Consider the following 25,396-nt stretch of genomic DNA (forward strand, 5'->3'; position numbering starts at 1 on the left):
GCAGCCCAGCGGGAGCAAGCTCCCTCGCCACATTCGTTTCATGGCGCCTGGAAAGACACCCGCTACACTTTTCTGGCTCCGCCGCCGCTCTGCATGGGCGGCCCCCCTCATCTCCTGACCTGGAGTTATCCCCCATGAGCGACAGCAGCGAACTCAAGACTTTCACCGGCTGGGCTGCAACGGCCGCCGGCGCCCCGCTGGAACGTTACAGTTACGATCCCGGCCCCTTGGGTGATGAAGAAGTGGAAGTGGCCGTGGAATATTGCGGCGTCTGCCACTCCGACCAGTCACTGATCGACAACGACTGGGGCATCAGCCAGTACCCGTTCATTCCCGGCCATGAAGCCGTTGGCAAAATCGTACGGGTCGGCGCACAGGTGCGGGGCCTGCAACTGGGTCAACGGGTCGGCATTGGTTGGTACAAAGGCAGTTGCATGCATTGCGCGTCCTGCATCGAAGGCTCGCACAACCTGTGCCGCACCGCGCAACCGACCATCATCGGCAGCCACGGCGGTTTCGCCGACCGCTTGCGCTCCCACTGGGCCTGGGCCCTGCCAATCCCCGAAGGCCTCGACCCGGCAGCGGCCGGCCCACTGTTCTGCGCCGGATCCACCGTGTTCAACCCGCTGGTGGAATTCGGCATCAAGCCCACCGACCGGGTCGGCGTGGTGGGCATCGGCGGCCTCGGTCATCTGGCGCTGCGTTTCCTCAACGCCTGGGGCTGCGACGTCACCGCCTTCACCTCGTCACTGAGCAAGCAGGACGAAGCCAAGCGCCTGGGTGCGCACAAGGTGGTTGCCTCCACCGACAGCAGTGCGCTGAAGGCGATCGCCGGCACCCTGGATTTCCTGCTGGTGACCGCCAGCGCCGACCTCGACTGGACCGCCATGCTCGCCACCCTGCGCGGCAAGGGGCGCCTGCATTTCGTCGGCATCGTGCCCAACGCCATCCCGGTGCATGTCTTCGATCTGATCCCCCAGCAAAAAGTCATGTCCGCCTCGCCGGTAGGCTCACCGAGCAACACTGCGACCATGCTGGAGTTCTGCGCGCGCCACCAGATTCTGCCGCAGGTGGAGATGTTTCCCATGAGCAAAATCAACGAGGCTGTCGACCATTTGCGCAGCGGCAAGGCGCGGTATCGGGTGGTGTTGGATGCCAGTAAGTGACCGTTGAATCGTCGGCGACTCTCAGGGCCTCTTCGCTGGCAAGCCAGCTCCCACAGTGAAGGCGGTTGTACCCAAACCCTGTGTTCAGCACAAACCCCCTGTGGGAGCGGGCTTGCTCGCGAAAGCGGTATATCGTCGGCACCGATTTTGAATGTGCCGCCCTCATCGCCGGCAGGCCAGCTCCCACAGTTGATGGGTGGTGTACTGGGATTTTGTATACGGCACAAAATCTGGTGGGAGCTGGCCTGCCAGCGATGGGGCCGGCCCTGACTGCATCAATGCCGATGCAATCAAGCCTCCCCTTCACTGGGTCGATTGCACCGCCGCCTGCAACTGCTTGAGCAAGTCAGCCGACTTGTCTTCATCCTGCTCTTTCTTGTCAAACCAACTCGTACCGTTCTGCAGAATCTCGGCCAGGATCGGGAAATACAGCTGTTTCTTCTTCGCCAGTTCCACCGGGTCGGCGGCGGTGGCCTGGTTCAGGGCGGTCTGGATGGTCGAGCGCTGGGACAGCCACTGCGGCGTATTTTTTTCTTCCGGGCTCATGTTGTCGAGGAAGTTCAGCGCCGCCTTCGCGCGACCGACCGGGTCATTGACGAACGGGTCTCGCCAGTTCTTCTTCTGATCTTCCGGGCCTTCGTAGTAGCCCGTGGCGAGTTGCGCCTGCTGGCGCATCAGGTCCTGGGCCGCGGTCTGTTCTTCCTGGGTGAACTGCCCCCCTTCGTTGGTGGCCACGGCGTACAGCGAGCGTCGGTCCAGGTCGCCCATCAGGCTGTTGCGATCCTGGGCGCTGTTGTCGTACGGCTTGCCGCTGTCCTTCATCAGCGCGTACTTCTCGTCCATGCGCTTGCGGGCATCGAGGGCGACGTCGGCGAAGGTCTTGTCCTTGGAGCTGGAAATCGCCCCCGGCTTGGCCACCCCCAGAATCAGCGCATCGGCGCTCATCCCCGATCGCGAAGGAAAGTACGGCGTGTTGCTGGCGATGGCCGCGCTGTAATCGGTGGCGGTGCCGGAGAAACTCACCGAATCGTCATTTTGCGTGGCGTCCGCCGATTGACCACCGTTGGCGACGTTGCCCTGGCCATTGCCAGCCTTGTGGGTGGCCGTAGAGGTATAGGCGGCAATCAATGCGCCGGACGAAGATGAGTTGACGTTCATGACGATTCCTTGTTGTGAGGCACGGTGGTGGCAAACCGCCGCGTAATCTACTGACGTTGGTCTCTTAAATAAACAATCGTTGTGACGACTGAGTGTCGCCATGCAGAACGCTATGTTCTGATTTCGACAGGCTCGGCACACAGGCTATCGGCATCCTTCCCCAATCTTGAGCGTAATCACTCACCCTGTGGGAGCGGGCTTGCTCGCGAAAGCGGTTGCCAGCAAACCCATAGGTCGCCTGACACGCCGCTTTCGCGAGCAAGCCCGCTCCCACCCACAAGTCAGTCGTCTATACGAAAGCATTAATGGCAAACACCCATGTCTAGTGTTCAGCGCCCAGGTTTGCTCATAGATTTCCCCCTGCCCAGAGCCTCGGTTTCACCGCCGAGTGCTCTGCCCACGGAACCCGAATGAGTAAAGAACATGACTGACGAGACAACCGGAACCTCCCGACGCGGCCTGATCACCACCGGTGCCATGGCCGCTGCCCTGGTTGTAGCGGTACCTGCACTCGCCGCGCAACAGACAGCGTCTGCTACCGCCAGCACCGGCAAGCCCGGGGGCAATGGCAACAGCCACGGTTCAGGGACGATCACCGTCAAGGACGGCACTCAGATTTTCTACAAGGACTGGGGCACCGGTCAGCCGATCGTGTTCCACCACGGCTGGCCGCTGTCCGGCGACGACTGGGATGCGCAAATGCTGTTTTTCCTCAGCAAGGGCTTCCGCGTGATCGCTCACGATCGCCGTGGCCATGGCCGCTCGACCCAGACCGCTGCCGGCAACGACATGGACACCTACGCCGCCGACGTCGCCGAGCTGATGGCGCACCTGGACATCCGCAATGCCATCCACATCGGTCACTCCACCGGTGGCGGTGAAGTGGCGCGCTACGTCGCGCGTCACGGCCGTGGTCGGGTGGCCAAGGCCGTGCTGATCGGCGCCGTACCGCCCATCATGCTGCGCACCGCGAACAACCCCGGCGGCCTGCCGATGGACGTGTTCGATGGCCTGCGCAAAGCCTTGGCCGACAACCGCGCGCAGTTCTACCGTGACTTCCCCAGCGGCCCGTTCTACGGCTTCAATCGTCCGGGAGCGAAAGTCTCGCAACCGGTCATCGACAACTGGTGGCGCCAGGGCATGAACGGCGGGATCAAGGCGCAATACGACTGCATCAAGGCCTTCTCGGAGACCGACTTCACCGACGACCTGAAAAACATCGAGGTGCCGACCCTGGTGCTGCACGGCGAAGACGACCAGATCGTCCCCATCGCCGATTCGGCGCAACTGAGCATCAAACTGCTCAAGCGCGGCACCCTCAAGACCTACCCGGGCCTGCCCCACGGCATGTGCACCACCCACGGCGAGGTCATCAATCAGGACCTGCTGGCGTTCATCAAGGCCTGACCTTGACTGCGCAAAGTGACCGCATCAGCGGAGACCGAGCGTGATGAACGTCATGCTCGGCTCCTTGCGTTTCAGGCTCACTTGCCTGGGACTGTGGGTCACCGCGCTCTCGATATTCTTCGTCGACATCCTCACCGAACTGGATATCGCGGTGGCGGTCCTGTACGTGCTGGTGATCATGATCGCCATGGGCACGTGCTCCCCGCGCGGCCTGCTGCGGGTGGCGGTCATGTGCGGCGCCATGACCGTCATCGGCTTTTTCGCCTCCCACCTCGACCATCCACTGGGCACCGCCCTGGCGCGCTGCCTCATCAGCCTGACCGCGATCGGCATCGCCACCTGGCTGGCCTTGAAAAACCGACGCATCAGCGACGAACTGAAGGAACAACTGAGCTTGCTGGCCCACACCCACGATGTCGAAGCAAAGTTGCATCGCGCCCAGATCGAACTGGCGCACATCAGTCGCAATACCACCATGGGCGAACTGGCCGCCTCCATCGCCCACGAGGTCAATCAACCCCTGGCAGCGATCACCTCCAGCGCCGAAGCCGCCAACCGCTGGCTCGATCGCCCGGTCCCGGACCTGGCCGAAGCCCGCTGCGCCATCGGTCGCGCCGCCAGCAATGCGCGCCGGGCGAGCGAAGTCGTCAGTCGCATTCGCGACCTGACGCGCAAAAGCGATTCGCACTACGACGATCTGGATCTAGAATCGGTAGTAACAGACTCACTTGCCCTGCTTGACCGGGAAATCCAGAGTCATCAGGTGCAATTGCTGTGCAAGGTCGACGGCCTTTCACCCAGGGTTTCGGGTGACCGGATCCAGCTCCAGCAGGTTGTGATCAATCTGATCATGAACAGCCTGCAAGCCATGCTTGGCCGCAATGACCTGCCCAGGGAGCTGCACGTGCGAATTCATGCGAAAGAGAGTCTTGCGGTGGTGGAGGTGCGCGACAACGGCCCAGGGATTGACCAGACACACCTTGCGCTGCTGTTCGATGCGTTTTTCACGACCAAAGAAGATGGCATGGGAATCGGCTTGTCCATCTGCCGCTCGATTATCGAGTTGCACGGCGGACGTATTTGGGCAGACAGTCAGCCAGACGGCGGCGCGACTTTCTCATTTTCCCTACCGGCTTCGACAACGGACACCCAACGATGGACATAGCACCACGCTTCATCATTCATGAAACCGCGCACTGGATACTCAATCACCACATGTCCTCCAAGCTGCCCGGCTATCTGGTGCTTGGCACAAGGCACCCGGTGCGGTCGTTGTCCGACCTGCCCGACAATGCCCTGAGCGAAATGGGGCCGTTGCTTGCCCATGTGCAGAAAACCATGCAGGCGCACCTGCAGCCCAAGTGGCTCTACATCAGCCGTTTCGGCCATGACCCACGCTTCCCGATCCATTTTCATTTCATCCCGGTGTACCCCTGGGTCGAGGATCTGTTGTGCCAGGACGAGCGGTACCGGGTGCTGAAGAATTTCGGCGCCGGCGCCGAAGCCCACGCCCTGACCGACGGCGCTGAATTGACCCTGTTCATCTGGCGCGAATTCGGCGAAAGCCCCGAGCCACCGACCATCCTCGGGCCCTCGATCGAGGAGACCATCGACCGATTGCGCCTGGCGTTCGCCCCGACCTGACCTGCCTGTAGGAGCGAGCATGCTCGCGATGAACGTCCAGCCGACGCGGGCATCCAGACAGCCAGCGCCATCGTTGACGACCATCGCGAGCAAGCTCGCTCCTACAAGTACGCGGGTGTATTCCGCCAACCTGAATATCGCAGCTACCCCCATTCCCCTGTAGGAGCGAGCATGCTCGCGATGAACGTCCAGGCGACGCGGGCATCCAGACAGCCAGCGTCATCATTGACGACCATCGCGAGCAAGCTCGCTCCTACAGGTAGGCAGGTGTATTCCGCCAACCTGAATATCGCAGCTACCCCCATTCCCCTGTAGGAGCGAGCTTGCTCGCGATGAACGTCCAGCCGACGCGGGCATTCAGACAGCCAGCGTCATCGTTGACGACCATCGCGAGCAAGCTCGGCTCCTACAGGGGTGCGGATACCCGCAAGATCGGCACCCAAGTCACGAAAACTTGCGAAAACCGACAGTAGGCTAAGCTATGTTCAGCTAATTGCTCACGATGCTCGCATCTGCAGGTTGGGGTTGTTTCTGGAGAGCGTCTGCAACAGCTATTTCAGACAGGCCCATACAATTTGCGCAGGACTTGCCGTGATGACCGAGCCTCTTCTCAGTTTTGACGAACTCAAACGTGCCGCCGCCTCTGGCGAAATCGACACTGTGCTGGTGTGCATGGTCGACATGCAGGGGCGACTGGTCGGCAAGCGGTTCCAAGTCGAGTTTTTCATCGACAGCGGCCATGAAGAAACCCATTGCTGCAACTACCTGCTGGCCGACGACATCGACATGGAGCCGGTGCCTGGCTATGCCGCCGCCAGTTGGAGCAAGGGCTACGGCGACTTCGTGCTCAAGCCCGACATGCGCACCCTGCGCAAGGTGCCATGGCTGGAATGCACGGCGCTGGTGCTGTGCGATGTGCTGGACCATCACCATCGCCAGGACCTGCCCCACAGCCCCCGGGCGATCCTGAAAAAGCAGGTCGAACGCCTGCGCGAGCGCGGCTACACCGGCATGTTCGCCTCGGAACTGGAGTTCTACCTGTTCGACGAGAGCTACGAGGCCATCCACCAGCGCAACTACCACAAGCCGAAAACCGCCGGGCATTACATCGAGGACTACAACATCCTGCAGACCACCCGCGAAGAGCCGGTGCTGCGGGCGATTCGCAAGCATCTGCAGGCGTCGGGCATACCCGTGGAAAACTCCAAGGGTGAATGGGGCCCCGGCCAGGAAGAAATCAACATCCGCTACGCCGACGCCATGACCATGGCCGACCACCACGTGATCATCAAGCACGCCTGCAAGGAGATCGCGCAGTTGCAAGGCAAGGCGATCACCTTCATGGCCAAGTGGCGCTACGACGCCGCCGGTAGCAGCAGTCACATCCACAATTCGCTGTGGGACAAGCACGCGAAAAAGCCACTGTTCTTTGATGCCAAGGCCGAGTTCGGCATGTCGAAACTGATGCGCTCCTGGGTCGCCGGGCAGCTCAAGTACGCCAACGACATTACCTGTTTCCTGGCGCCCTACATCAACTCCTACAAGCGCTTCCAGGCCGGCACCTTCGCCCCGACCCGCGCGGTCTGGAGCCTGGACAATCGCACCGCAGGCTTTCGCCTGTGCGCCGAAAGCAGCAAATCCATCCGCATCGAATGCCGCATCGGCGGCGCCGACCTGAACCCCTACCTGGCCTTCGCCGCGCTGATCGCCGCCGGGCTGGCGGGCATCGATGAAAAGCTCACCCTCGCCCCACCCTTCGAGGGCGATGCCTATCTGGACGAACATCTACCGGAAGTGTCCAAAACCCTGCGCGAGGCCAGTGCCGCACTGAAGGGGTCAAGCATGTTGCGCAAAGCCTTCGGCGATGAAGTGGTCGAGCACTACGTGCACACCGCCGAGTGGGAGCAGAAAGAGTACGACCGGCGCGTCACCGATTGGGAACTGCAACGCGGCTTCGAGCGCTACTGAGAGCATCATGACCAAGACCATTGAACTCATCTCCCCGGTCGATGGCCGGGTGTATGCCGAGCGTCAGTGCGCCGACGCTATCCAACTGGAAAACGCGCTGGATGCCGCCACCACCGCCCAGGCGCAATGGAAATGCAGGCCCCTGAGCGAACGCGCAGCATTTTGCAGTGCGGCAGTGGACGCCATGCTGGCGATGAAAGACGAGATCGTCCCGGAACTGGCCTGGCAAATGGGTCGCCCCGTGCGGTACTGCGCCGGCGAATTGCGTGGTTTCGAAGAGCGCGCCCGGCACATGATCGCCATAGCGCCGCAGGCGTTGGCAGACGTTGAACCTGCGCCCATCAACGGTTTTCGCCGCTACATCAAACGCGAGCCGCTGGGCACGATACTGGTGATCGCACCGTGGAATTATCCGTACCTGACTGCGGTGAACTCGATCATTCCAGCGCTGATGGCCGGCAACAGCGTCATCCTCAAACACGCCTCGCAAACCCTGCTGGTCGGCGAGCGTTTTGCCGAAGCCTTTCGCCGGGCGAAGCTGCCTGAAGGCTTGTTCCAGAACCTGGTGCTGGACCATGCACAAACCGGCGCGATCATTGGCGGCGGGCGCGTCCAGCAAGTGAATTTCACCGGCTCGGTGGCCGCCGGCAAAGCCATGGAAACCGCCGCCACGGGCCAGTTCATGGGCATGGGCCTGGAGCTCGGCGGCAAAGACCCGGCCTACGTTCGCGCCGACGCCAACCTGGACTACGCCGTGGAAAATCTGGTGGACGGCAGTTTCTTCAACTCAGGGCAAAGCTGCTGCGCCGTGGAACGCATTTACGTCGACGCCAACATTTACCAGCCATTCATCGAGCGCTTCGCCGCCCTCACCCGCCAGTACGTCCTGAGCAATCCACTGGACGAAGCCACCACCCTCGGCCCGCTGGTCAATGCCGGCGCGGCGGATTTTGTCCGTGGCCAGATCACCGACGCCTTGAAAATGGGCGCCAGGGCATTGATCGGACCTCAGGATTTCGCCGCCGACGTGCCAGGCAGCGCCTACCTCGCGCCACAGGTGCTGGTGGACGTCAGCCACGGCATGTCAGTGATGCGCGACGAAAGCTTCGGCCCGGTGGTCGGCATCATGCCGGTGACCGGCGACGAGCAGGCCATCGCCCTGATGAACGACAGTGAATTCGGCCTCAGCGCCTCGATCTGGACCGCCGACCTCGCCGCCGCCGAACACCTGGGCAACCGGATCGACACCGGCACCCTGTTCATGAACCGCTGCGACTACCTGGACCCGGCCCTGGCCTGGACCGGGGTCAAGCACAGCGGCCGCGGCGTAACGCTGTCGCGTCTGGGCTACGAACACCTGACCCGCGCCAAATCCTTCCATCTGCGCCACGAGATCTGAGCCATGAGCCTGAAGGGAAACTGGAACTACCCCACGAGCATTCGTTTCGGTGTCGGCCGCATCAGCGAGCTGGCCGAAGCCTGTCGCAGCCAGGGTATCCAGCGACCGCTGCTGGTCACCGACAGTGGCCTGGGGCGCGCGCCGATCACCACCGCCGCGCTGGACGCCTTGAACGCCGCGGGGCTGAACGCGGCGCTGTTTTGCGACCTCAAGCCCAACCCGGTCGAAGCCAACCTGGCCGGTGGCCTCGATGCCTGGCGCGCCGGCAACCACGACGGTGTGGTGGCCTTTGGCGGCGGCAGTGGCCTGGACATGGGCAAGCTGATCGCCTTCATGAGCGGGCAGACCCGACCGGTGTGGGATTTCGAAGACATCGGCGACTACTGGACCCGCGCCGATGAACGCGGCATCGCCCCGGTCATCGCCGTGCCAACCACCGCCGGCACCGGCTCGGAAGTGGGGCGTGCGGCGGTGATCATCGACGATCGCACCCACACCAAACGCATTATCTTTCACCCGAAAATGATGCCCCGCATCGTCATCAGCGACCCCGCCCTGACCGTCGGCATGCCGGCCAGGATCACCGCCGGCACCGGCATGGATGCCCTGGCACACTGCCTGGAAGCCTACTGCGCCCCGGGCTTTCACCCGATGGCCGACGGCATCGCGGTCGAAGGCATGCGCCTGGTGAGCCACGCCCTGGTCCGCGCGGTGCACACCCCTGACGACCTCGATGCGCGGGCACAGATGCTGGCGGCCGCAGCGATGGGCGCCACCGCCTTCCAGAAAGGCCTGGGCGGCATGCACGCCCTCGCCCATCCGATCGGGGCGCTGTACGACACCCACCACGGCATGACCAACGCCACGCTGATGCCCTATGTGCTGACGTTCAACCGTACGGCCATCGAAGAACGCATCACGCGCCTGGCCGCCTATTTGCAGCTGCCCTCCCCGGGTTTCGACAGTTTCCTGGCCTTCGTCCTCAAATTGCGCAAGGACATCGCCGTGCCTCACACGCTGTTCGAACTGGGTGTGGACGACAAGCAGGCCGACCTGATCGCCGACATGGCAGTGGTCGACCCGTCGGCCGGCGGCAACCCGTTGCCGCTGACCCGAGACGGCGCAGCGCACATCTTCGCAGCGGCATACCACGGCCGTCTGTAGGCGCGAGCTCGCTCGCGATGGACGTCAACGATAACGCGGCAAGCCTGACACCCCGCGTCGTCCTCAAGTCCATCGCGAGCCGGCTCGCTCCTGCAGAAAACCAAGGTCGAGCCTACGGCGGCTCAGTTCGGCCTATGACACCACCTCAAAGGGGCATACAACAATGAACCCAGCAAGCCAGCCCGGCAGCGACGTGCACGATGAAGACGTCAAAGCGCTGCACAGCATGGGCTACGCCCAGCAGCTGTCGCGACGAATGGGGGTTTTCTCCAACTTCGCGATTTCCTTCTCGATCATCTGCATCCTCTCCGGCGGGATCAACTCGCTGGCCCAGGGCACTTCGGGCGCGGGCGGCGCGTCGATCGGCATCGGCTGGCCGATCGGTTGCCTGATTTCCGGGGTGTTCGCCCTGGCCATGGCGCAGATTTCCTCGGCCTACCCTACCGCCGGCGGCCTGTACCACTGGGGCTCGATCCTCGGCAATCGCTTCACCGGCTGGCTCACGGCCTGGTTCAACCTGCTGGGGCTGGTGACGGTGCTGGGTGCGATCAACGTCGGCACCTATTACTTCTTTTTCGGCGCCTTCGGACCGGCGCTGGGGATGGAAGACACCACCACGACACGGGTGATTTTCCTGGCGATCCTCACCGGTCTCCAGGCCTTGTGCAATCACTTGGGGATCGGCCTGACGGCCAAGCTCACCGACTTCTCCGGCTACCTGATCTTCGCCACCGCGCTGGCCCTGACCATCGTCTGCCTGATCTCGGCGCCCAGCTTCGAGTTCGCCCGGCTGGTGACCTTCGGCAACTATTCCGGCGAGGCCGGCGGCAGCGTCTGGCCGCAAGTGTCCAACGGCTGGATCTTCATGCTCGGGCTGCTGTTGCCGATCTACACCATCACCGGCTATGACGCCTCGGCGCACACCTCCGAGGAAACCCGCAACGCGGCGCTGTCGGTGCCCCGGGGCATGGTCATGTCGGTGATCTGGTCGCTGCTGTTCGGCTGGGTCATGCTCAGCGCGTTCGTACTGATGCTGCCGAACATGGACGACGCCGCCAAGCAAGGCTGGAACGTGTTCTTCTGGGCCATGAACCTTCAGGTCAACCCGTTGCTGCGGGACGTGTTGTACGTGGCGATTTTCATCTCGCAAGTGCTCTGCGGCCTGGCCACCGTGACCTCGGTGTCGCGAATGATCTTCGCCTTCTCCCGCGACGGCGGCCTGCCGTGCTCCAAAGCGCTGTCTTCGGTCTCGCCCACCTTCCGCAGCCCAGTGGCGGCGATCTGGACCGGTGCCGTCCTGGCCGTACTGTTCGACTGGGGCTCCTCGGTGATCTCGGTCGGGGCCACGCCGGTGTACACCATCGTGGTGTCCTGCACGGTGATCTTCCTGTTCTTCTCCTTCGTCATTCCCATCGTGCTGGGGCTGTTCGCCTACGGGACCTCGAAGTGGCCGACCATGGGACCGTGGAACATGGGGCGGTTCTGGTATTCGGTGTTCGCCATCCTGTCGGTGCTGTCGATGGTGATCATCTTCATCATCGGCATCCAGCCCCCCAATGACTGGGCGCTGTACATCACCATCGGCTTTCTGGTGCTGACGGCGATCGTCTGGTTCGGCTTCGAAGCACGGCGCTTCCAGGGCCCGCCGGTGGGCGATGTGATTGCCAGGCGCCAGGCCGAAATCGCCGCAGCCGAGGCCGCCCTCAACAAACACGCCCCACTGTAGGAACAACCCAAAACCCTGTGGGAGCGGGCTTGCTCGCGATGAGGTCGGCACATCCGGCAGGGATGCCGACTGACCTACCGCCATCGCCAGCAAGCTGTGCGCCTACAGGGTCTTGGGTCGTTCGCAAATTTTGCATCCACCCCAGCACCCTGTGGGAGCGGGCTTGCTCGCGAAAAGGCCGGCACATTCAACACCAGTGCCGCACCGCTTTGACGATCAATCACGCCACCCGCATCAAACTCGAATACACCCGCAGGTGGTGATCATCGTCGCCAAACTGCCGAGCAACCATCAACAGGTGCCTGGCATGGTGCGACAGCATGTACTCCCACGTCAGACCAATCCCGCCGTGCAGCTGAATGCCCTGGTCGGCGACAAACCGGCTGGTGCGGCTGACGATGAACTTGGCGGCTGCCAGTACCCGACTGCGCTCTTCACTGTCCTCCTGATCGGCCACACCGGCAGCGAGCAGCGTCATTGAAGTGGCCTGATCCAACTCGATGCGCATGTCCACCATGCGGTGCTGCAACACCTGGAACTTGCCGATCGGCTGGCCGAATTGCTGGCGGGTTTTCAGGTAGTCGAGGGTCAGGGCGCAGGCCGCTTCCATGCTGCCGACGGCTTCGGCGCATTGCGCGGCAATGCAGCGGCCCTGCTGGTAACGCAGCGCCGGCAGCGCCTCGCCCACACCACCGAGCACCGCGTCGCTGCGCACGAACACGTCCTCCAGGTACAGATCACAAGCCATCCTGCCATCCATGGTCGGATAGGCACGCCGACGCACACCCGGCGCATGGGGGTCCAGCAGGAACAGGCTGATGCCCTGCTCATCCCGCACACCGCGACTGGTGCGTGCCGAAACCAGGATCAGCCCGGCACTTTGCCCGCCGACCACCACGGATTTGCGGCCATTGAGTTTCCAGCCGCCGGTCACAGGTTCTGCCAGGGTCTGCACGTCATTGAGTTGGTAATGACTCTGGGGCTCATCCACCGCCACCGCCATTTGCAAGGCGGCGTTGCCCAGCGACGGCAACAGCGTTTCTTTCTGCGCGCCGCTACCCAACTGCGCCACCAGCCCGCCGGCGAATATCACCGACTGCAGGTAGGGTTCCAGGCACAGGCCTCGTCCCAGTTCGGTCATGATCAGCAGGGTTTCCACGCCACTGCCGCCAAACCCGCCATAGCCTTCGGCGAACGGCACGGCGCACAACCCCAAGTCACCCAGTTGCTGCATGAATTCGTGGCTGAAGCCGTGCTCGCGCTGGCTGAACGCCTCGCGCTGCTCGAAACCGTAGGTGTCCCGCACCAGCCTGGCGGCGGTGTCTTGCAGCATCAGCTGCTCTTGCGTCAGTTTGAAATCCATGGTCGGCCCCTCACAGCTCGAGAATCATTTTGGCGATGATGTTTTTCTGGATCTCGTTGGCGCCGCCATAGATCGAGGCCTTGCGCGCATCCAGGTACTGACAGGTCGCCGCGCTGCTGTAGTCGGTGTACAGCAGGGGCTCGCTGCCATAACCCAGCTCCTCCTCGATGAACGGCATGGCGTAGGACCCCACGGCTTTGCTGATCAGGAAGGTGATGGCCTGGCGGATCTCGGTGCCGCGGATCTTCAGGAACGAGCTCTGCGCCCCAGGCGCACCGCCATCACTGACCGCTGCCAGCGTGCGCAGGCTGCTCATCTCGGCCGCCATCAACTGCATCTCGACCTCGGCGATCTGCAGGCGGAACATCGGGTCATCGATCATCGGCCGGCCGTCACGCATTTCCTCGCTGGCGATACGTTTGAGGCGACTGAGCAAGGCCTTGTTGTGGGCAATGCCGCCAATGCTGGTGCGTTCGTGGGTGAGCAGGTACTTGGCGCAGGTCCAGCCCTCGTTTTCCTGACCGACCAGGTTGGCCACGGGTACGCGCACGTTGTCGAAGAACACTTCGTTGACTTCATGCTCGCCATCGAGGGTGATGATCGGCCGCACGGTGATGCCCGGGGTTTTCATGTCGATCAGCAGGAAGGAAATGCCCCGTTGCTGGCGTGCCTCGGGGTCGGTACGCACCAGGCAGAACATCCAGTCGGCGAAGTGCGCCAGGGTGGTCCAGGTCTTCTGGCCGTTGACCACGTAGTGATCGCCGTCGCGCACGGCGCGGGTCTTGAGCGACGACAGATCAGAGCCGGCGCCGGGTTCGGAGTAGCCCTGGCACCACCAGTCTTCGCAAGTGAGGATACGCGGCAGAAAATGCGCTTTCTGCTGCTCGGTACCGAACTTGATGATGACTGGGGCAACCATTTTCAGCCCGAACGACACCACTTTCGGCGCCCCGGCGGCGAAGCATTCCTCGTCGAAAATATGCTTTTGCACGTCACTCCAGCCCGTGCCGCCGAATTCCACCGGCCAGCCCGGCGCCAACCAGCCCTTGCGGTTGAGGGTGCGCATCCATAGCACTTGATCCTCTTTGTTCAGGCGCTTGCCCTGCTCGATGCGCCGGGCGAATTCGCCCGGCAGGTTATCGCGCAACCAGGCGCGAACCTCTGCGCGAAAGGCCAATTCGTCCGGCGTGAAATTCATGTCCATCAACCATCTCCAAATAAGACAATCCCACCCTGTAGCAGCCGAGCTTGCTCGCGAGGGTCGTCAACGATGACGCTGGCGATCTGGCACACCGCGGTGTTCTCGGGTTCATCGCGAGCAAGCTCGCTCCTACAGGGTTTCGGGGCTCAGTCGTTGAACACGATGACTGAACGGGCCAGTTCGCCACGGCGCAGTTCATCGAAGGCTTCGTTGATCTGGTCCAGGCGGATGCGCTGGGAGATCATTTCGTCGAGTTTGAGCTTGCCCGCCATGTAGAAATCCACCAGGCGCGGCATGTCCACCGGGAAGCGGTTGGAGCCCATCAGCGAACCCTGGATGCGGCGCTCGTGCAGCAGCTGCAACGGGTCCAGTTCGATTTTCAGGCCAGGCTTGAGCATGCCGATCACCGTGGCGGTGCCGCCCCGGGCAAGCATGGCGAAGGCCTGTTCGGCAGTCTGCTTGAGGCCGATGCATTCGAAGGCGTGGTGCACGCCGCCACGGGTCAGCTCCATCACCTGTTTGGCGGTATCGCCATCGCGACCGTTGATCACATCGGTGGCGCCGAACTGGCGGGCCAGTTCCAGTTTGGAATCGAGCATGTCGATGGCGATGATCCGCCCTGCCCCGGCCAGTGCCGCGCCATTGATGGCGGCCAGACCGATACCGCCGCAGCCGATCACCGCCACGGTTTCGCCCGGCCGCACCTTGGCGGTGTTGAACACCGCACCGGTGCCGGTGGTCACGGCGCAACCCAACAGCGCCGCGCGGTCCAGCGGCATGTCACGACGGATCGCCACGCAGGCGTTTTCGTGCACCAGCATCTGCTCGGCAAACCCGGACAGGTTGACGAATTGCGGCATCGGTTTGTGCACGTAGGTCAGTCGCGGCTCTTCGTCCTTGTCACGCTTGGTTTCCGGCGACACGCAGCGCGCCAGGTGCCCGGTGACGCAGTGCTCGCAATGCCCGCAGAATACGGTCAGGCAGGTGACCACATGATCGCCCGGCTTGACCGAACGCACCTCGGAACCCACCTGTTCGACCACACCGGCCGCCTCATGGCCCAGCACCATCGGCCCGGGATACGGAAACGAACCGTCGATGACGTGCAGGTCCGAATGGCATACCCCCACGGCTTTGGTGCGGATCAGCACCTCGCGAGGGCCCGGTTTGCTGATGCCCACTTCTTCGATGACCAGCGGGGCGCCTACCTGATGGAATACGGCTGCTTTCATGGCAATTGTCTCAACAATGAATGGGGCTCAGGCCGGGGTTGGCGCTGTGCGAAGGATGGCTTTGGCGTGGCTGAAGGTGCGGAAACCGTCGATGCCGTGATAGGCACCCATGCCGCTCTGGCCAACGCCGCCGAACGGCAAGCCTTCGGTGCTGGCATGGCTGAGCACGCCGTTGAGGGTCACGCCCCCGGAGCAGGTACGGGTGAGCACTTGCGCTTCTTCGGCGGCATCTTTGCCGAAGTAGTACAGCGCCAGCGGCCGTGGCCGGGCGTTGATCTGCTCGATCACCTCGCTGATGGCGTCGTAGGGTTTGATCGGCAGCAGCGGGCCGAAGATCTCGTCCTGCATCACCTGCAGGTCGTCACCCGGATCGCGCAGCAAGGTCGGCACGATCTTGTTGCGCGCACCTTCGCTGAAGTCTTCGCCGGCGGCGTTCAATTCGATCAGCTCGACACCGGCCTCACGGGCCTGGCTCAGATAGCCTTGCAGACGCTCGAAGTGCCGGGCATTGATGATCGAGGTGTATTCGGGGTTGTCCTTGAGGGTCGGCAGGAAGCCGGCGACCACAGCCTTTGCCACCGCGATGAACGCGTCCACCGACTCCCGCGGCACGAACACATGGTCCGGCGCCACGCACAGCTGACCGGCATTGAGCAGTTTGCCGACAACGGTCTTGGCCACCGCGTCCTTGAAGTCCGCTGTGCGGGAAATGATGGTTGGCGACTTGCCGCCCAGTTCCAGGGTCACCGGCACCAGGTTTTCCGCTGCCGCACGCAATACGTGCCTGCCGATGCTGGTGGCGCCGGTGAACAGCAGATGGTCGAACGGCTGGCCGCAGAACGCCTGACCGACATCGGCGCCACCGAGCACCACCGCCACTTCGTCTTCGGCATACACCGAGCGAATCAGCCGGGCGATCAACGCCGAGGTGTGCGGGGTGAATTCCGAAGGCTTGATCATCACCCGGTTACCCGCCGCGAGGGCACCGGCCAGGCCACTGAACACCATGTATCCCGGCACGTTCCACGCCGTGACGATGCCCACTACCCCCAGTGGCTGGTATTGCACCCAGGCTTCACCCGCCCGGGCCTGACGCTGTTCCGGGCGCATCCATTGGGCCAGTTCGGCCTGGGTCTGCTTGAGCGTGGCCAGCGGCGACAGCACTTCACTGCCCTTGGAAAAACCCGGGCTGCGATGGCCGAAATCGGCGGTCAGGGCGTCAATAATATCCTGCTCGTGATTGACCAGCAGACCGATGGCCCGGTCGAGCAATTCACAACGCTGCTCGAGGGTCCAGGGTTCGCCGGCCAGGAAGGCAGCCCTCTGTTTTTCCAGGATCGTGCGGATTTCACAGCTCGTCGAATGCTCGATGGCGCTCATCACTACCTCTCTTGTTTTTGTCAGCACGCGGCCGATGCGTGGGGTCTGGCTGCATGGTTGACCATCGCCGCCGCCACGCCGCCACCCGGATCAGGTGGTTGAATGCCGTTAACCGGAAACAACATTCAGGAGAGCGAAAAGTCTGTGCCGAGAAGGAACCTGTGGTGAGGGGATTTATCCCCTCACCACAGCTGCGGGGGTTTCAGGCGAGGATGCCCATGGCCTTGGCGCTGTTGATGGCCTGGGTCCGGCGGCAGGCGCCGAGCTTGACGTTGATGTTCTTGGCGTGGGTCTTGACGGTGTTGACCGAAATGAACAGGCGATGACCCACTTCGCGCACCGACATGCCCTCGGCCAGCAACTTGAGCACCGAGACTTCCCGTGGTGTCAGGCCGTCCTGGTAATCCGGTACGGTGGCAACACGTGCGTCGACGGCAATGTTCGAGCCGTCGCCAAGGTCACGAGCCTGATTGCGGCTTTTCTGCGCCTCGATCCGTGCCTGGTAACAGGCCCTGTCGATCTGCCCCCAATGCATGCGGCGCTCGGCTTCGCCCAGCAGCAGATGGGCCTTTTCACTGTCCTGCCCCCGGGATGCGATCTCCGACAGTAACAGGTAGGCGTCGAGCACAAACGGCGCGCAGCCGTCGCGAACCTGCAACAGCCCGGCCTGCAGCACCCGCTCGGCCTGCTGCACCAGGCCCTGCTGCAACAGCAGCTCACCCTGCAGGAACATCAGCCGGCCGAGCAGTGGATAGGGTTGGGTTCTGCTGCCCGTCAATTGCGCAAGTTCGGAACGCAACAGCGATTGCGCCGTGCCCGATTGGCCTTGTAGCACCATCAGACGCACGCGATCGATATTGACCAGTACCTCGGCTTCGCGACTGCCGCGACGCCGGGCCAGTTCCAGCGAATGTTCGAGCAGCACCTGAGCTTCGTTCAGCTCACCGTTTTTCATGGCGATGCGTGCCAGCGTGCAATGGCACAACAGCACCGACAGCCAATCCTGCGCCGTCAAATAACCCAGGGCCGCGTGACAATGCAGGCGCGCCAGTTCCGGGTTGCCACGGATGCCGTGCAACGTGCCATATAGCGCCTGCCAGTTCGCCAACAGGCGTTGCTGACGTCGCGGATCGGGCAGCGGAAGAAAATGTCCCAGCCGCTGCAGGCACGCCTGGGCCTCGTCCAGTCGGCCACTGAACACCAGGGCCTTGGCGCACAGATAGATCAGCCGCGAACTGCTGTGCAGCAACTGCGGCTCGATGCGCTCGCGCCAGTCCATGAAGCGGTCCAGATGCCGTTCGCTGAGGATCCAGCTCAACCACAGGCGCTCCATGTAGTTCGCCGCCACCTCCGGTTGATCGGCACACAGCGCTTGCTCGACGGCATCGTCGACATGCCCGCAAACGCTGAGCAACTGACAGGCCCGCAGGCGCAGGCGGTTCAACGGCGCACCGCTCAAATGCCCTTGCAGGGCCTGGGCCACCGCAGGCAACAGACGGAACCAGCCGGGTTGATGGTCGATGGGCAACAGAAAGGCCTGGCACGCCAGCAGGCTGGCGAACACCCTCGCACCCTGCTGACCCTCCCAGAGTTGTTCGCAAAGATCGGCATTGGCCTTGGACAAATGGGCGAGCCCGTACAGCACTTGCCGCTGCTCATCGCTCAGGCGCGACAGCAGTTCCCGTTCGAGGTAGGGGCCGAGTAATGATGCCGGCAGCAGGTGGACGCCGGCGCACCAACCGCTTGTTGCATGCCAGAGTTGCTCGCGGCAAGTGGTGTCGGTGTCCGGCGCCAGCCTGCTGATCAGCGATTCGAATTCGTCGGGCCGAAAGGCCAATTGCCGCGCATCCACCTCCAGCAGATTACCGGTGAGCATCAGCTGAGGCAGGTTCCAGTCCGGGCGCTGGCGGCAGGTGACCAGGATCTGCAGGCGAGGGTTTTGCAGGGACAGCAGTTGATCGAACCAGAGGTTCAGGTCTGCGGGCATTTGGGCGGGGAGATCGTCGAAGACGAGCTTCAGATCTGTATTGCCAGTGCGGGCCCCATCGCGAGCAGGCTCGCTCCCACAGGGGAATGCGTCACCCTGTGGGAGCGGCGGTGCGACGATTCGACTTGCTCGCGAAGAGGCCGGCCCGGTCACCCCACCACCCGAATCCAGAAAAGCCAGCAACGCATCCGGCGCACTATCAGCCGCCAGATCCAATGCCTCGGCAAGCCTCGCGGTCAACGACGCCAGCGTCTGCCCCTGCCCACCCAGGTTCAGCCAGACGCCTTCGCCGCGCAAATACTCGCGCAACAACGCCGTTTTCCCATACCCCGCAGGCGCGCACAGCAGTTGCAACCGCTGCTGCGCGCCCTTGAGTACATCGCACAAATGCGGCCGTGGCACCAACATGGCGGACCTCGCTGATCAACAGAGGCCCTCATCATTGAGGCAGTCGCCCATTTGTGCGCCACCCACATCAGGTGGGGGTAAGTCAGCGAATCCCGGCGTTGCGCAGCGCCGACGGGGTGAAGTCGGTCATCTTGGCGGTCATGCCGTAGGCGGTGGCGTGCTTGGCCTGGTTGGTCATCGCCAGCACGTTGTAGCGACCGGCGATCAGGTCGTAGATGCCCAGCATGGCGAAGTTGGGGGCGCCGCGCTCGTAGTCGTTGATCGCATACCCCTCGGCAACACGCCACAGCTGCCCGCGACCGTCATAGTGATCGACCTCCGCCAGTTGCCAGGTGTCCTCGTCGAAGTACATGTCGCGCTTGGCGTAGACATGGCGCTGGCCCGGCTTGAGCGTGGCTTCGACGTGCCAGACCCGGTGCAGCTCATAGCGGGTCAGGTCCTGGTTGATATGCCCCGGCTTGATGATCTCGTCGTACTTCACTTTCGGCGACTGCAGACGGTAGTTGTTGTACGGAATCAGCAGCTCTTTTTTACCCACCAGTTTCCAGTCGTAACGATCCGGCGCACCGTTCATCATGTCGGTGTTGTCGGCGGTGCGCATGCCGTCGGAGCCGTTGCCCGGACCGTCATAGGCCACCTGCGGGGCACGACGCACGCGGCGCTGGCCGGCGTTGTAGACCCACGCCAGGCGCGGTTCCTTGACCTGGTCGATGGTCTCGTGAATCAGCACCACACTGCCGGCCATGCGCGATGGCGCGGTGATTTCCTGTTTGTAGTAGTACAGGACGTTATCACCCTCCCCACCCTCGACGCCTTCCATCAACTGCGGAAACGCCAGCTTGTCGTCGTACTCGACGATCGAATACGAGCCGTTGGTTTGCGGCGCGGCCTGGGCGGCCTGGCGTTCCATGTTGCCGCCGCGATAACGGTTGGTGTGGTTCCAGTAGACCTCGACCCCGCTCTTGGGAATCGGGAACGGGTAGTAACGGGTCTGCGCGAAGTTCAGCAGGCCGTTGCCGTCGGGCGTCAGTTGAGTGGTCACCGCGCTCTTCTTGGCGATGTCATAGATGTTCTGCGGCGACGCCGCCGTGCGCTGTGTCTTGTAGACCGGGATCTTGTAGCTGTCCGGGTAGCGCTTGAACATCGCCAGTTGACCCGGCGTGAGCTTGTCCTTGTACTGCTCGGCATTGGCCGCGGTGATCACCACCAGCGGCTTTTCACCGGCGAAGGGGTCACCCAGGAAACCGTTGTCCAGCGCGGCCGCACCCGGTTTCAGACCACCGGTCCAGGCCGGAATGCTGCCGTCGGCGTTGCCTTCTTTCTGAGCCCCCAGCGGCGTCAGTGTGGTGCCCAGTTGCGCGGCTTCCTGGGGAGTGACGGCGGCCATGACGCCGCTGGCCAGCAACGAAAGACTCAGTGCGCCTGCGCGCAGAATGAAACGTGCGTTCATATGGAAATACCTCTGGCAGGGTTGCATCAGAAATTCACGCCGAAGCTGAGCGCAACGTAGTCGCGGTCGACGTTGGTGTTGAAATCGCCACCAAAGTAATTGGTGTAACTCAGGCTGGCGGTGTAGGTGTTCAGGTAGTCGGCATCCACCCCGACGCTGACGGCTTTGGAGCCTTCTTCGAAGTTCGGGCCGTAGCCTTCAACGTCCTGGGACCAGGCCAGGTTCGGCGACAGGTTGATGCCGGCGATCACGTTCTGGTAATCGAGCTTGCCGCGCAGGCGATAGCCCCAACTGCTGCTGGTGTAGAAGCCATGGGAGTTGCACTCCTGGGCCGGGTTGCTGGCGCCCGGGGTGCCGACCGCGGTGCCCAGGCAGGTCGCCGGCCCCGCCGCGCCCTGCAGCTCGCCGGAACCGAAGGCCGGGCTGCGACCGAAGCGCAGGTCGGAACCGTCGGCCTTGCCCAGGCCGTTGATGTGGTTGTAGCCCACCTCACCCACCACGGTCAGGCGACTGGCGCCGAGGACCTGTTCGAAGAACTGGGTCGCGGTCACCTGGGCCTGAGTCACCGGCATGCGCTTGTAGCCGTTGACCTCGGCGCCCAGGTTGCGGCCGGCGAAACCGGTGGTGATCAGCGGCGAGGTGGCGCCGAAGGTGGCGGCCGACAGCAGGTCCGCGGTGTTCAGTTGCAGCGGCATGTTCGGCCGGTAGCTCACTTCACCGCCCAGGGATACGCCGGAGACGTTGGTCTGGAAGCTCAAGCCATAGAGGCGGATGTCCTCCGGGTAATCGATGAAGTAACGCACGCTGCGCGCCGAGGTCACCCCGCCGGCGGCACTGGTCATCTGGTTGATGCTCAGGTACGGGTTGCGACTGTGGTAGTTCATCGCGTAGGCACCGAACTCGGTGTCGTTGGCCTCGGGCACGTACCAGCGCAGGGCCAGGCCATATTGGCCGCTGTCCCGGGCATCGTTGTCCTTCAGGCGCGGGATGAACGCATCGTCAGTGCCCGCGGCAACCGCCGCCAGGCTCCCGGTGTTGCGCGCCGCGCCCGGTGGCAGATCCAGACCGGCCACCACCAGCCGGTCGCTACAGCCCTGGGGCACGCCGTCGTTGCCGAAGAAGGTGCCGCAGTTGTCGACCACCGACTTGTCCCACTCCAACTGATAAAACGCTTCGGCGGTGATGTTGTCGGCCAGGCCCTGGGACACGTACAGCAGGTTGACCGGAATCAGCCCTTCCTTGACCTCGGCACCAGGGCGACGCAAGGCTGCGACGTCCACCGGGTTGATGCTGTTGATCGAGTTGCCGATGAACGTACTCTCGCCCCAGCTCACCACCTGCTTGCCGAGTCGCACGTTGCCGACCTGATCGCCGATCGAGTAGTTGTGGTAGACGAAGCTGTCGAGGAACATCGCCCCGGACGACTTGGCCGCCCGGTCGCGGCCGCTGTCATCGATGTCATAGAACGGCCGGTGCTCGTCCATCAACTCAAAGTCGTACCAGTACTTGCCGCGCACGAAGGCACCGCTGTCGCCGTACTTCAGCTCCAGGTCGTGCACGCCCTTGAAGATCTTCGAGAAGGTTTCGCCCTTCTTGAAGTTCAGGCGGTTGTCGTCGGTGGTACGCGAAGAGGATTGGCCACCGCTCACGCCCTGGGAGTTGAAGTTGGAAATGAACTGCTTGTCCGGGTTGGCCGTCGACCAACTGGCGCCGACCGACAACGATGAATCGAACGTGCCCTGAATCTCCCCGATGTTGAAATCAACAGCGTGAGCCTGTTGGCTCGCGCTAATGGCAATCGTCACAGCTACGGTCAACAGACTCGGCTGGAAGACTCCGCGCATTGTTGTTTTTGTCATGCGGTTTCTCCGGTTAAGGATGGCGTGGTGAGAGCCCATGCTAGCGAGGCTCCCGTCAGGTCCTCACACCCGAACGGGTGATTTGGCGCTAGGGTTTTGCAGTGGTTTTTCGCTGGCGTAACCGCCCGGTCCGGGATGCGCCCGGCGAGCGTTACGGCCGGTGACACTCAGCCGGTAAACGTCGTCGGCCGCTTTTCGATGAATGCCGCCACGGCCTCGCGGTGATCGGCGGTCTGGTGCGACAGCACCTGGAAGGTCGCTGACATTTCCAGCAGCGTGTCGAGCCGGGTGTGCAAGGCTTCGCGCAACAGGCGCTTGGCCAGGCGTACGGCATGGGGTGGATTGGCGGCGATGGCACCGGCGATTTCCCGGGCGCTGTCCAGCAGTTGCCCGGCCGGTACCACGCGAGACACCAGGTTCCATTGCTCGGCCTGGCGAGCGTCGATCAGTTGCCCGGTCAGGGTCAGTTCGGTGGCGCGGGACAGTCCGATGATGCGCGGCAGCAACCACGCGCCGCCGTCGCCGGGGATGATTCCCAACTTGACGAAACTCTCGGCGAACCTGGCCTGTTCGGACGCCACGCGGATGTCGCACATGCAGGCCAGATCAAGCCCCGCACCGATAGCGGCACCATTGACCGCGGCAATCACCGGCACCTCCAGATTGAACAGCGCCAACGGCAGGCGCTGGATGCCGGTGCGGTATTCCTGCCGCAGTTGCATGCCCGACATCTGCCCGTAGCGGTCCATGTCGCGCACGTTGCCGCCGGAGCAGAACGCACTGCCGGCCCCGGTGATGATCACCGCACGCACGCTGGCGTCGCGCTCGATCCGTTCGATGGCTTCGAGAAACTCCGGCACGGCGCTGTTGCCGGTCAATGGGTTGCGACGCTCAGGGTCATTCATCGTCAGGGTGACGACGTGACCGTCCTGCTCATATTTCAGAAAGTGGCTCATGGAATGTCCTCAGGCAGTTGGGGCGATATGACGCACGAATTCACTGGCGCCCACTGAGGGCTGCGCCAGCAGCGCCTGGCCGACGATGCCGTTCCAGTAATCCTGCGAACCGTCGCTGACATGCCACTGGTGCAGGCGCCGGGTGAACAGTTGCAGGTCCAGCTCTTCAGTCACGCCGATGGCGCCGAACAGCGCATGGGCCGTGGCGGTGACGTGGGGCACGGCCATGCTGGCGCGGGCCTTGGCCATGGCCGTGGGAATCAGCGAAGGGACCGGGTGCTCGCCGGCAAAGGCCAGTTCAGCGGCGATGCGCGAAGCGGCCACCTGCTCGGCCATCACGCTCAGCTGATGCTGCACCGCCTGGAACTTGCCGATGGCCTTGCCGAACTGAACCCGCTCGTTGCAGTACTGCAGGGTCATGTCCAGCACCCGCTCCATGGCCCCGGCAATGGTCGCGGCGTGGATCGCGGCGCTGAACCGGCGAACCTCTTCACCGTTGTCGCCCACGGCTGCACCGATGGTGTCCGGGGACCAATACAGTGTGGCGCTCTGGCTGGCGTGAACGCCGTCGGGCACGCGTCGCGCCTGACGGCAATCGAGCAGCAGCAATTCGCCGTCGAGGTTCACCAGGGCGAAGTCGGCCAGGGTTCCGTAGGCCACACGGGGCGCGCACAGCACACCGTCGGTTTGCCGCCAGGCCGTAACGGCCAGGGTCAGGATCCCGGCCGGGCAGTCCTGCAGCAAAGCCCGGGCAGCGATGCTTTGTGCTGCCGGCAGCGGCAGCGCGTGGCGACCGAAGGCCAGCAGGATCGGAAACAGCGCCGCCAGGCTCAGGCCCGCGCCATCCGCCGCTTCCAGGGTCAGCAACTCGAGAAAGCCGCCGTCTTCCAGCGCACTCCACAGCGCGCTCACGCCCTCACCCTTTTCAACCGCGCGCACCGTTGCCGGCGTGCACAAGTCGGTGAGAATTTTTTCAATGGCTTCGGTGAACATGTCGTGTATTCCTGGTAGAGGACTTCAGCGCAGGCCGAGGCCGCGGGCGATCATGCCGCGCAGGATTTCCCGGGTACCGCCGCGCAACGAAAAGGTCGGCGCGACCTGATTCAGGTAGGCCACGGTGCGGTACAACTCGTCGTCGATCGAGGCATCCGGCCGGGCGCTGATCGAGGCGGCAATCGCCGTCGGAATCGACTGCTCGAACTCGGTGCCGATGTCCTTGACCAGCGCCGCCTCCACCACCGGGCTTTCGCCCCGGGCCAGCAACCCGGTCAGCGCCAGGGAGAGGTTGCGCAGGCTGCCGAGCTGCGTGAGGAAGCTGCCCAGCAGCGCGGATTCGGCAGCCGTGGCACCGTTGCGCCGCAGCGTCTCGGTCCACAGATCCAGCAGCACCACGCCGGAGTAGAAGCGCTCCGGCCCGCTGCGCTCGAAGGCCAGTTCGGCATTGACCTGCTTCCAGCCACTGCCCTCCTCGCCCACCAGCGCGTCTTCGCCCAGCAGCACGTCGTCGAACGCCACTTCGGAGAAATGCGCATCGCCGGCCAGGTCGACAATCGGATGAACGCTGATCCCGGGCTGCTTGAGGTCGATGATGAATTGCGACAGGCCGTTGTGACGGTCGTCGGGCGTTCCGCTGGTGCGCACCAGGGCAATCATGTAGTCGGCGTGATGGGCGTTGGTGGTCCAGATCTTGCGACCACTCAAGCGCCAGCCACCCTCGCAACGGGTCGCGCGGCTGCGCACGCTGGCCAGGTCGGAGCCGGAGTTGGGCTCGCTCATGCCGATGCAAAAGAACGCCTTGCCGGCGCAGATGCGCGGCAGGTAGAAATCCTTTTGCGCGTCGCTGCCGAACTTGAGAATCAGCGGCCCGCTCTGACGATCGGCGATCCAGTGCGCGGCGACCGGGGCGCCGGCGGACAGCAGCTCTTCAA

The 25,396-nt window shown here is 63.3% G+C and carries 19 protein-coding genes; 8 read left to right on the forward strand and 11 right to left on the reverse strand.

Annotation, left to right across the window (positions count from 1 at the left end; translation table 11 throughout):
• Nucleotides 1-134 precede the first annotated feature (134 nt).
• Nucleotides 135-1,166, forward strand: a complete 1,032-nt coding sequence (locus B0W55_RS21260) for an NAD(P)-dependent alcohol dehydrogenase (RefSeq protein ID WP_077047880.1) — start codon at nt 135-137, stop codon at nt 1,164-1,166.
• Nucleotides 1,167-1,469: 303 nt separating this feature from the next.
• Here the strand turns inward: B0W55_RS21260 and B0W55_RS21265 are convergent, their stop codons facing one another.
• Nucleotides 1,470-2,324, reverse strand: a complete 855-nt coding sequence (locus tag B0W55_RS21265) for a hypothetical protein (protein WP_077047881.1) — start codon at nt 2,322-2,324, stop codon at nt 1,470-1,472.
• Nucleotides 2,325-2,747: 423 nt separating this feature from the next.
• Here B0W55_RS21265 and B0W55_RS21270 point away from each other — a divergent pair, with 423 nt between their 5' ends.
• The 7 genes from B0W55_RS21270 (at nt 2,748) to B0W55_RS21300 (ending at nt 11,632) form a co-directional block, all read left to right on the forward strand.
• Nucleotides 2,748-3,731 (forward strand): alpha/beta fold hydrolase, encoded by a 984-nt coding sequence (locus tag B0W55_RS21270; protein ID WP_077047882.1) that lies wholly within the window; start codon nt 2,748-2,750, stop codon nt 3,729-3,731.
• A 43-nt stretch (nt 3,732-3,774) separates the two neighbouring features.
• The gene (locus tag B0W55_RS21275) at nt 3,775-4,896 is read left to right on the forward strand and encodes a sensor histidine kinase (RefSeq protein ID WP_256576368.1); all 1,122 of its coding nucleotides are present in this window, start codon (nt 3,775-3,777) and stop codon (nt 4,894-4,896) included.
• Entirely contained in the window at nt 4,887-5,375 is a 489-nt protein-coding gene (locus tag B0W55_RS21280; protein WP_077047883.1) for an HIT domain-containing protein, read from the forward strand. Before B0W55_RS21275 ends, B0W55_RS21280 begins: the two co-directional genes overlap by 10 nt.
• A 594-nt stretch (nt 5,376-5,969) precedes the next feature.
• Nucleotides 5,970-7,343, forward strand: coding sequence for a glutamine synthetase family protein (locus B0W55_RS21285; protein ID WP_077047884.1), 1,374 nt, complete (start codon nt 5,970-5,972; stop codon nt 7,341-7,343).
• A 7-nt stretch (nt 7,344-7,350) separates the two neighbouring features.
• The gene (locus tag B0W55_RS21290; protein ID WP_077047885.1) at nt 7,351-8,742 is read left to right on the forward strand and encodes an aldehyde dehydrogenase family protein; all 1,392 of its coding nucleotides are present in this window, start codon (nt 7,351-7,353) and stop codon (nt 8,740-8,742) included.
• Between the two features lie 3 nt (nt 8,743-8,745).
• On the forward strand, nt 8,746-9,906 hold the full coding sequence (locus B0W55_RS21295; RefSeq protein ID WP_077047886.1) for an iron-containing alcohol dehydrogenase: 1,161 nt from the start codon (nt 8,746-8,748) through the stop codon (nt 9,904-9,906).
• Nucleotides 9,907-10,069: 163 nt separating this feature from the next.
• On the forward strand, nt 10,070-11,632 hold the full coding sequence (locus B0W55_RS21300; protein ID WP_077047887.1) for an amino acid permease: 1,563 nt from the start codon (nt 10,070-10,072) through the stop codon (nt 11,630-11,632).
• A 220-nt stretch (nt 11,633-11,852) separates the two neighbouring features.
• Here B0W55_RS21300 and B0W55_RS21305 read toward each other — a convergent pair whose 3' ends face one another.
• The 10 genes from B0W55_RS21305 to B0W55_RS21350 form a co-directional block, all read right to left on the reverse strand.
• Nucleotides 11,853-12,995, reverse strand: a complete 1,143-nt coding sequence (locus B0W55_RS21305) for an acyl-CoA dehydrogenase family protein (RefSeq protein WP_077047888.1) — start codon at nt 12,993-12,995, stop codon at nt 11,853-11,855.
• Between the two features lie 10 nt (nt 12,996-13,005).
• Nucleotides 13,006-14,199, reverse strand: a complete 1,194-nt coding sequence (locus B0W55_RS21310) for an acyl-CoA dehydrogenase family protein (protein WP_077047889.1) — start codon at nt 14,197-14,199, stop codon at nt 13,006-13,008.
• 143 nt (nt 14,200-14,342) lie between these two features.
• Complete coding sequence (locus B0W55_RS21315) at nt 14,343-15,428, reverse strand: Zn-dependent alcohol dehydrogenase (protein WP_077047890.1); 1,086 nt, start codon at nt 15,426-15,428, stop codon at nt 14,343-14,345.
• A gap of 27 nt (nt 15,429-15,455) precedes the next feature.
• The gene (locus B0W55_RS21320) at nt 15,456-16,835 is read right to left on the reverse strand and encodes a coniferyl aldehyde dehydrogenase (RefSeq protein WP_256576369.1); all 1,380 of its coding nucleotides are present in this window, start codon (nt 16,833-16,835) and stop codon (nt 15,456-15,458) included.
• 175 nt (nt 16,836-17,010) lie between these two features.
• Nucleotides 17,011-19,203 carry a LuxR C-terminal-related transcriptional regulator gene (locus tag B0W55_RS31415; protein ID WP_077047892.1) on the reverse strand — a complete coding sequence of 731 codons (2,193 nt, stop codon included), beginning with the start codon at nt 19,201-19,203 and terminating at the stop codon, nt 17,011-17,013.
• An 82-nt stretch (nt 19,204-19,285) separates the two neighbouring features.
• Nucleotides 19,286-20,653 carry a DUF1329 domain-containing protein gene (locus tag B0W55_RS21330; RefSeq protein ID WP_077047893.1) on the reverse strand — a complete coding sequence of 456 codons (1,368 nt, stop codon included), beginning with the start codon at nt 20,651-20,653 and terminating at the stop codon, nt 19,286-19,288.
• Nucleotides 20,654-20,679: 26 nt separating this feature from the next.
• Nucleotides 20,680-22,512: a DUF1302 domain-containing protein gene (locus B0W55_RS21335; RefSeq protein ID WP_077047894.1), complete on the reverse strand. Its 1,833-nt coding sequence runs from the start codon at nt 22,510-22,512 to the stop codon at nt 20,680-20,682.
• Between the two features lie 167 nt (nt 22,513-22,679).
• Nucleotides 22,680-23,468 carry a crotonase/enoyl-CoA hydratase family protein gene (locus tag B0W55_RS21340; RefSeq protein WP_077047895.1) on the reverse strand — a complete coding sequence of 263 codons (789 nt, stop codon included), beginning with the start codon at nt 23,466-23,468 and terminating at the stop codon, nt 22,680-22,682.
• 9 nt (nt 23,469-23,477) lie between these two features.
• Nucleotides 23,478-24,461 carry an acyl-CoA dehydrogenase family protein gene (locus B0W55_RS21345; RefSeq protein ID WP_077047896.1) on the reverse strand — a complete coding sequence of 328 codons (984 nt, stop codon included), beginning with the start codon at nt 24,459-24,461 and terminating at the stop codon, nt 23,478-23,480.
• 24 nt (nt 24,462-24,485) lie between these two features.
• A partial coding sequence (locus tag B0W55_RS21350) for an acyl-CoA dehydrogenase family protein (protein ID WP_077047897.1) occupies nt 24,486-25,396 on the reverse strand: 911 nt, incomplete at its 5' end.

This window comes from Pseudomonas sp. KK4, from assembly GCF_001984065.1.
Lineage (GTDB): Bacteria > Pseudomonadota > Gammaproteobacteria > Pseudomonadales > Pseudomonadaceae > Aquipseudomonas.

Excerpts from the sequence above, each read along its gene's own strand:
- B0W55_RS21260 (WP_077047880.1), top strand. The coding sequence starts at position 135 with ATGAGCGACAGCAGCGAACTCAAGACTTTCACCGGCTGGGCTGCAACG.
- B0W55_RS21265 (WP_077047881.1), bottom strand. The coding sequence starts at position 2,324 with ATGAACGTCAACTCATCTTCGTCCGGCGCATTGATTGCCGCCTATACC.
- B0W55_RS21270 (WP_077047882.1), top strand. The coding sequence starts at position 2,748 with ATGACTGACGAGACAACCGGAACCTCCCGACGCGGCCTGATCACCACC.
- B0W55_RS21275 (WP_256576368.1), top strand. The coding sequence starts at position 3,775 with ATGAACGTCATGCTCGGCTCCTTGCGTTTCAGGCTCACTTGCCTGGGA.
- B0W55_RS21280 (WP_077047883.1), top strand. The coding sequence starts at position 4,887 with ATGGACATAGCACCACGCTTCATCATTCATGAAACCGCGCACTGGATA.
- B0W55_RS21285 (WP_077047884.1), top strand. The coding sequence starts at position 5,970 with ATGACCGAGCCTCTTCTCAGTTTTGACGAACTCAAACGTGCCGCCGCC.
- B0W55_RS21290 (WP_077047885.1), top strand. The coding sequence starts at position 7,351 with ATGACCAAGACCATTGAACTCATCTCCCCGGTCGATGGCCGGGTGTAT.
- B0W55_RS21295 (WP_077047886.1), top strand. The coding sequence starts at position 8,746 with ATGAGCCTGAAGGGAAACTGGAACTACCCCACGAGCATTCGTTTCGGT.
- B0W55_RS21300 (WP_077047887.1), top strand. The coding sequence starts at position 10,070 with ATGAACCCAGCAAGCCAGCCCGGCAGCGACGTGCACGATGAAGACGTC.
- B0W55_RS21305 (WP_077047888.1), bottom strand. The coding sequence starts at position 12,995 with ATGGATTTCAAACTGACGCAAGAGCAGCTGATGCTGCAAGACACCGCC.
- B0W55_RS21310 (WP_077047889.1), bottom strand. The coding sequence starts at position 14,199 with ATGGACATGAATTTCACGCCGGACGAATTGGCCTTTCGCGCAGAGGTT.
- B0W55_RS21315 (WP_077047890.1), bottom strand. The coding sequence starts at position 15,428 with ATGAAAGCAGCCGTATTCCATCAGGTAGGCGCCCCGCTGGTCATCGAA.
- B0W55_RS31415 (WP_077047892.1), bottom strand. The coding sequence starts at position 19,203 with ATGTTGGTGCCACGGCCGCATTTGTGCGATGTACTCAAGGGCGCGCAG.
- B0W55_RS21330 (WP_077047893.1), bottom strand. The coding sequence starts at position 20,653 with ATGAACGCACGTTTCATTCTGCGCGCAGGCGCACTGAGTCTTTCGTTG.
- B0W55_RS21335 (WP_077047894.1), bottom strand. The coding sequence starts at position 22,512 with ATGACAAAAACAACAATGCGCGGAGTCTTCCAGCCGAGTCTGTTGACC.
- B0W55_RS21340 (WP_077047895.1), bottom strand. The coding sequence starts at position 23,468 with ATGAGCCACTTTCTGAAATATGAGCAGGACGGTCACGTCGTCACCCTG.
- B0W55_RS21345 (WP_077047896.1), bottom strand. The coding sequence starts at position 24,461 with ATGTTCACCGAAGCCATTGAAAAAATTCTCACCGACTTGTGCACGCCG.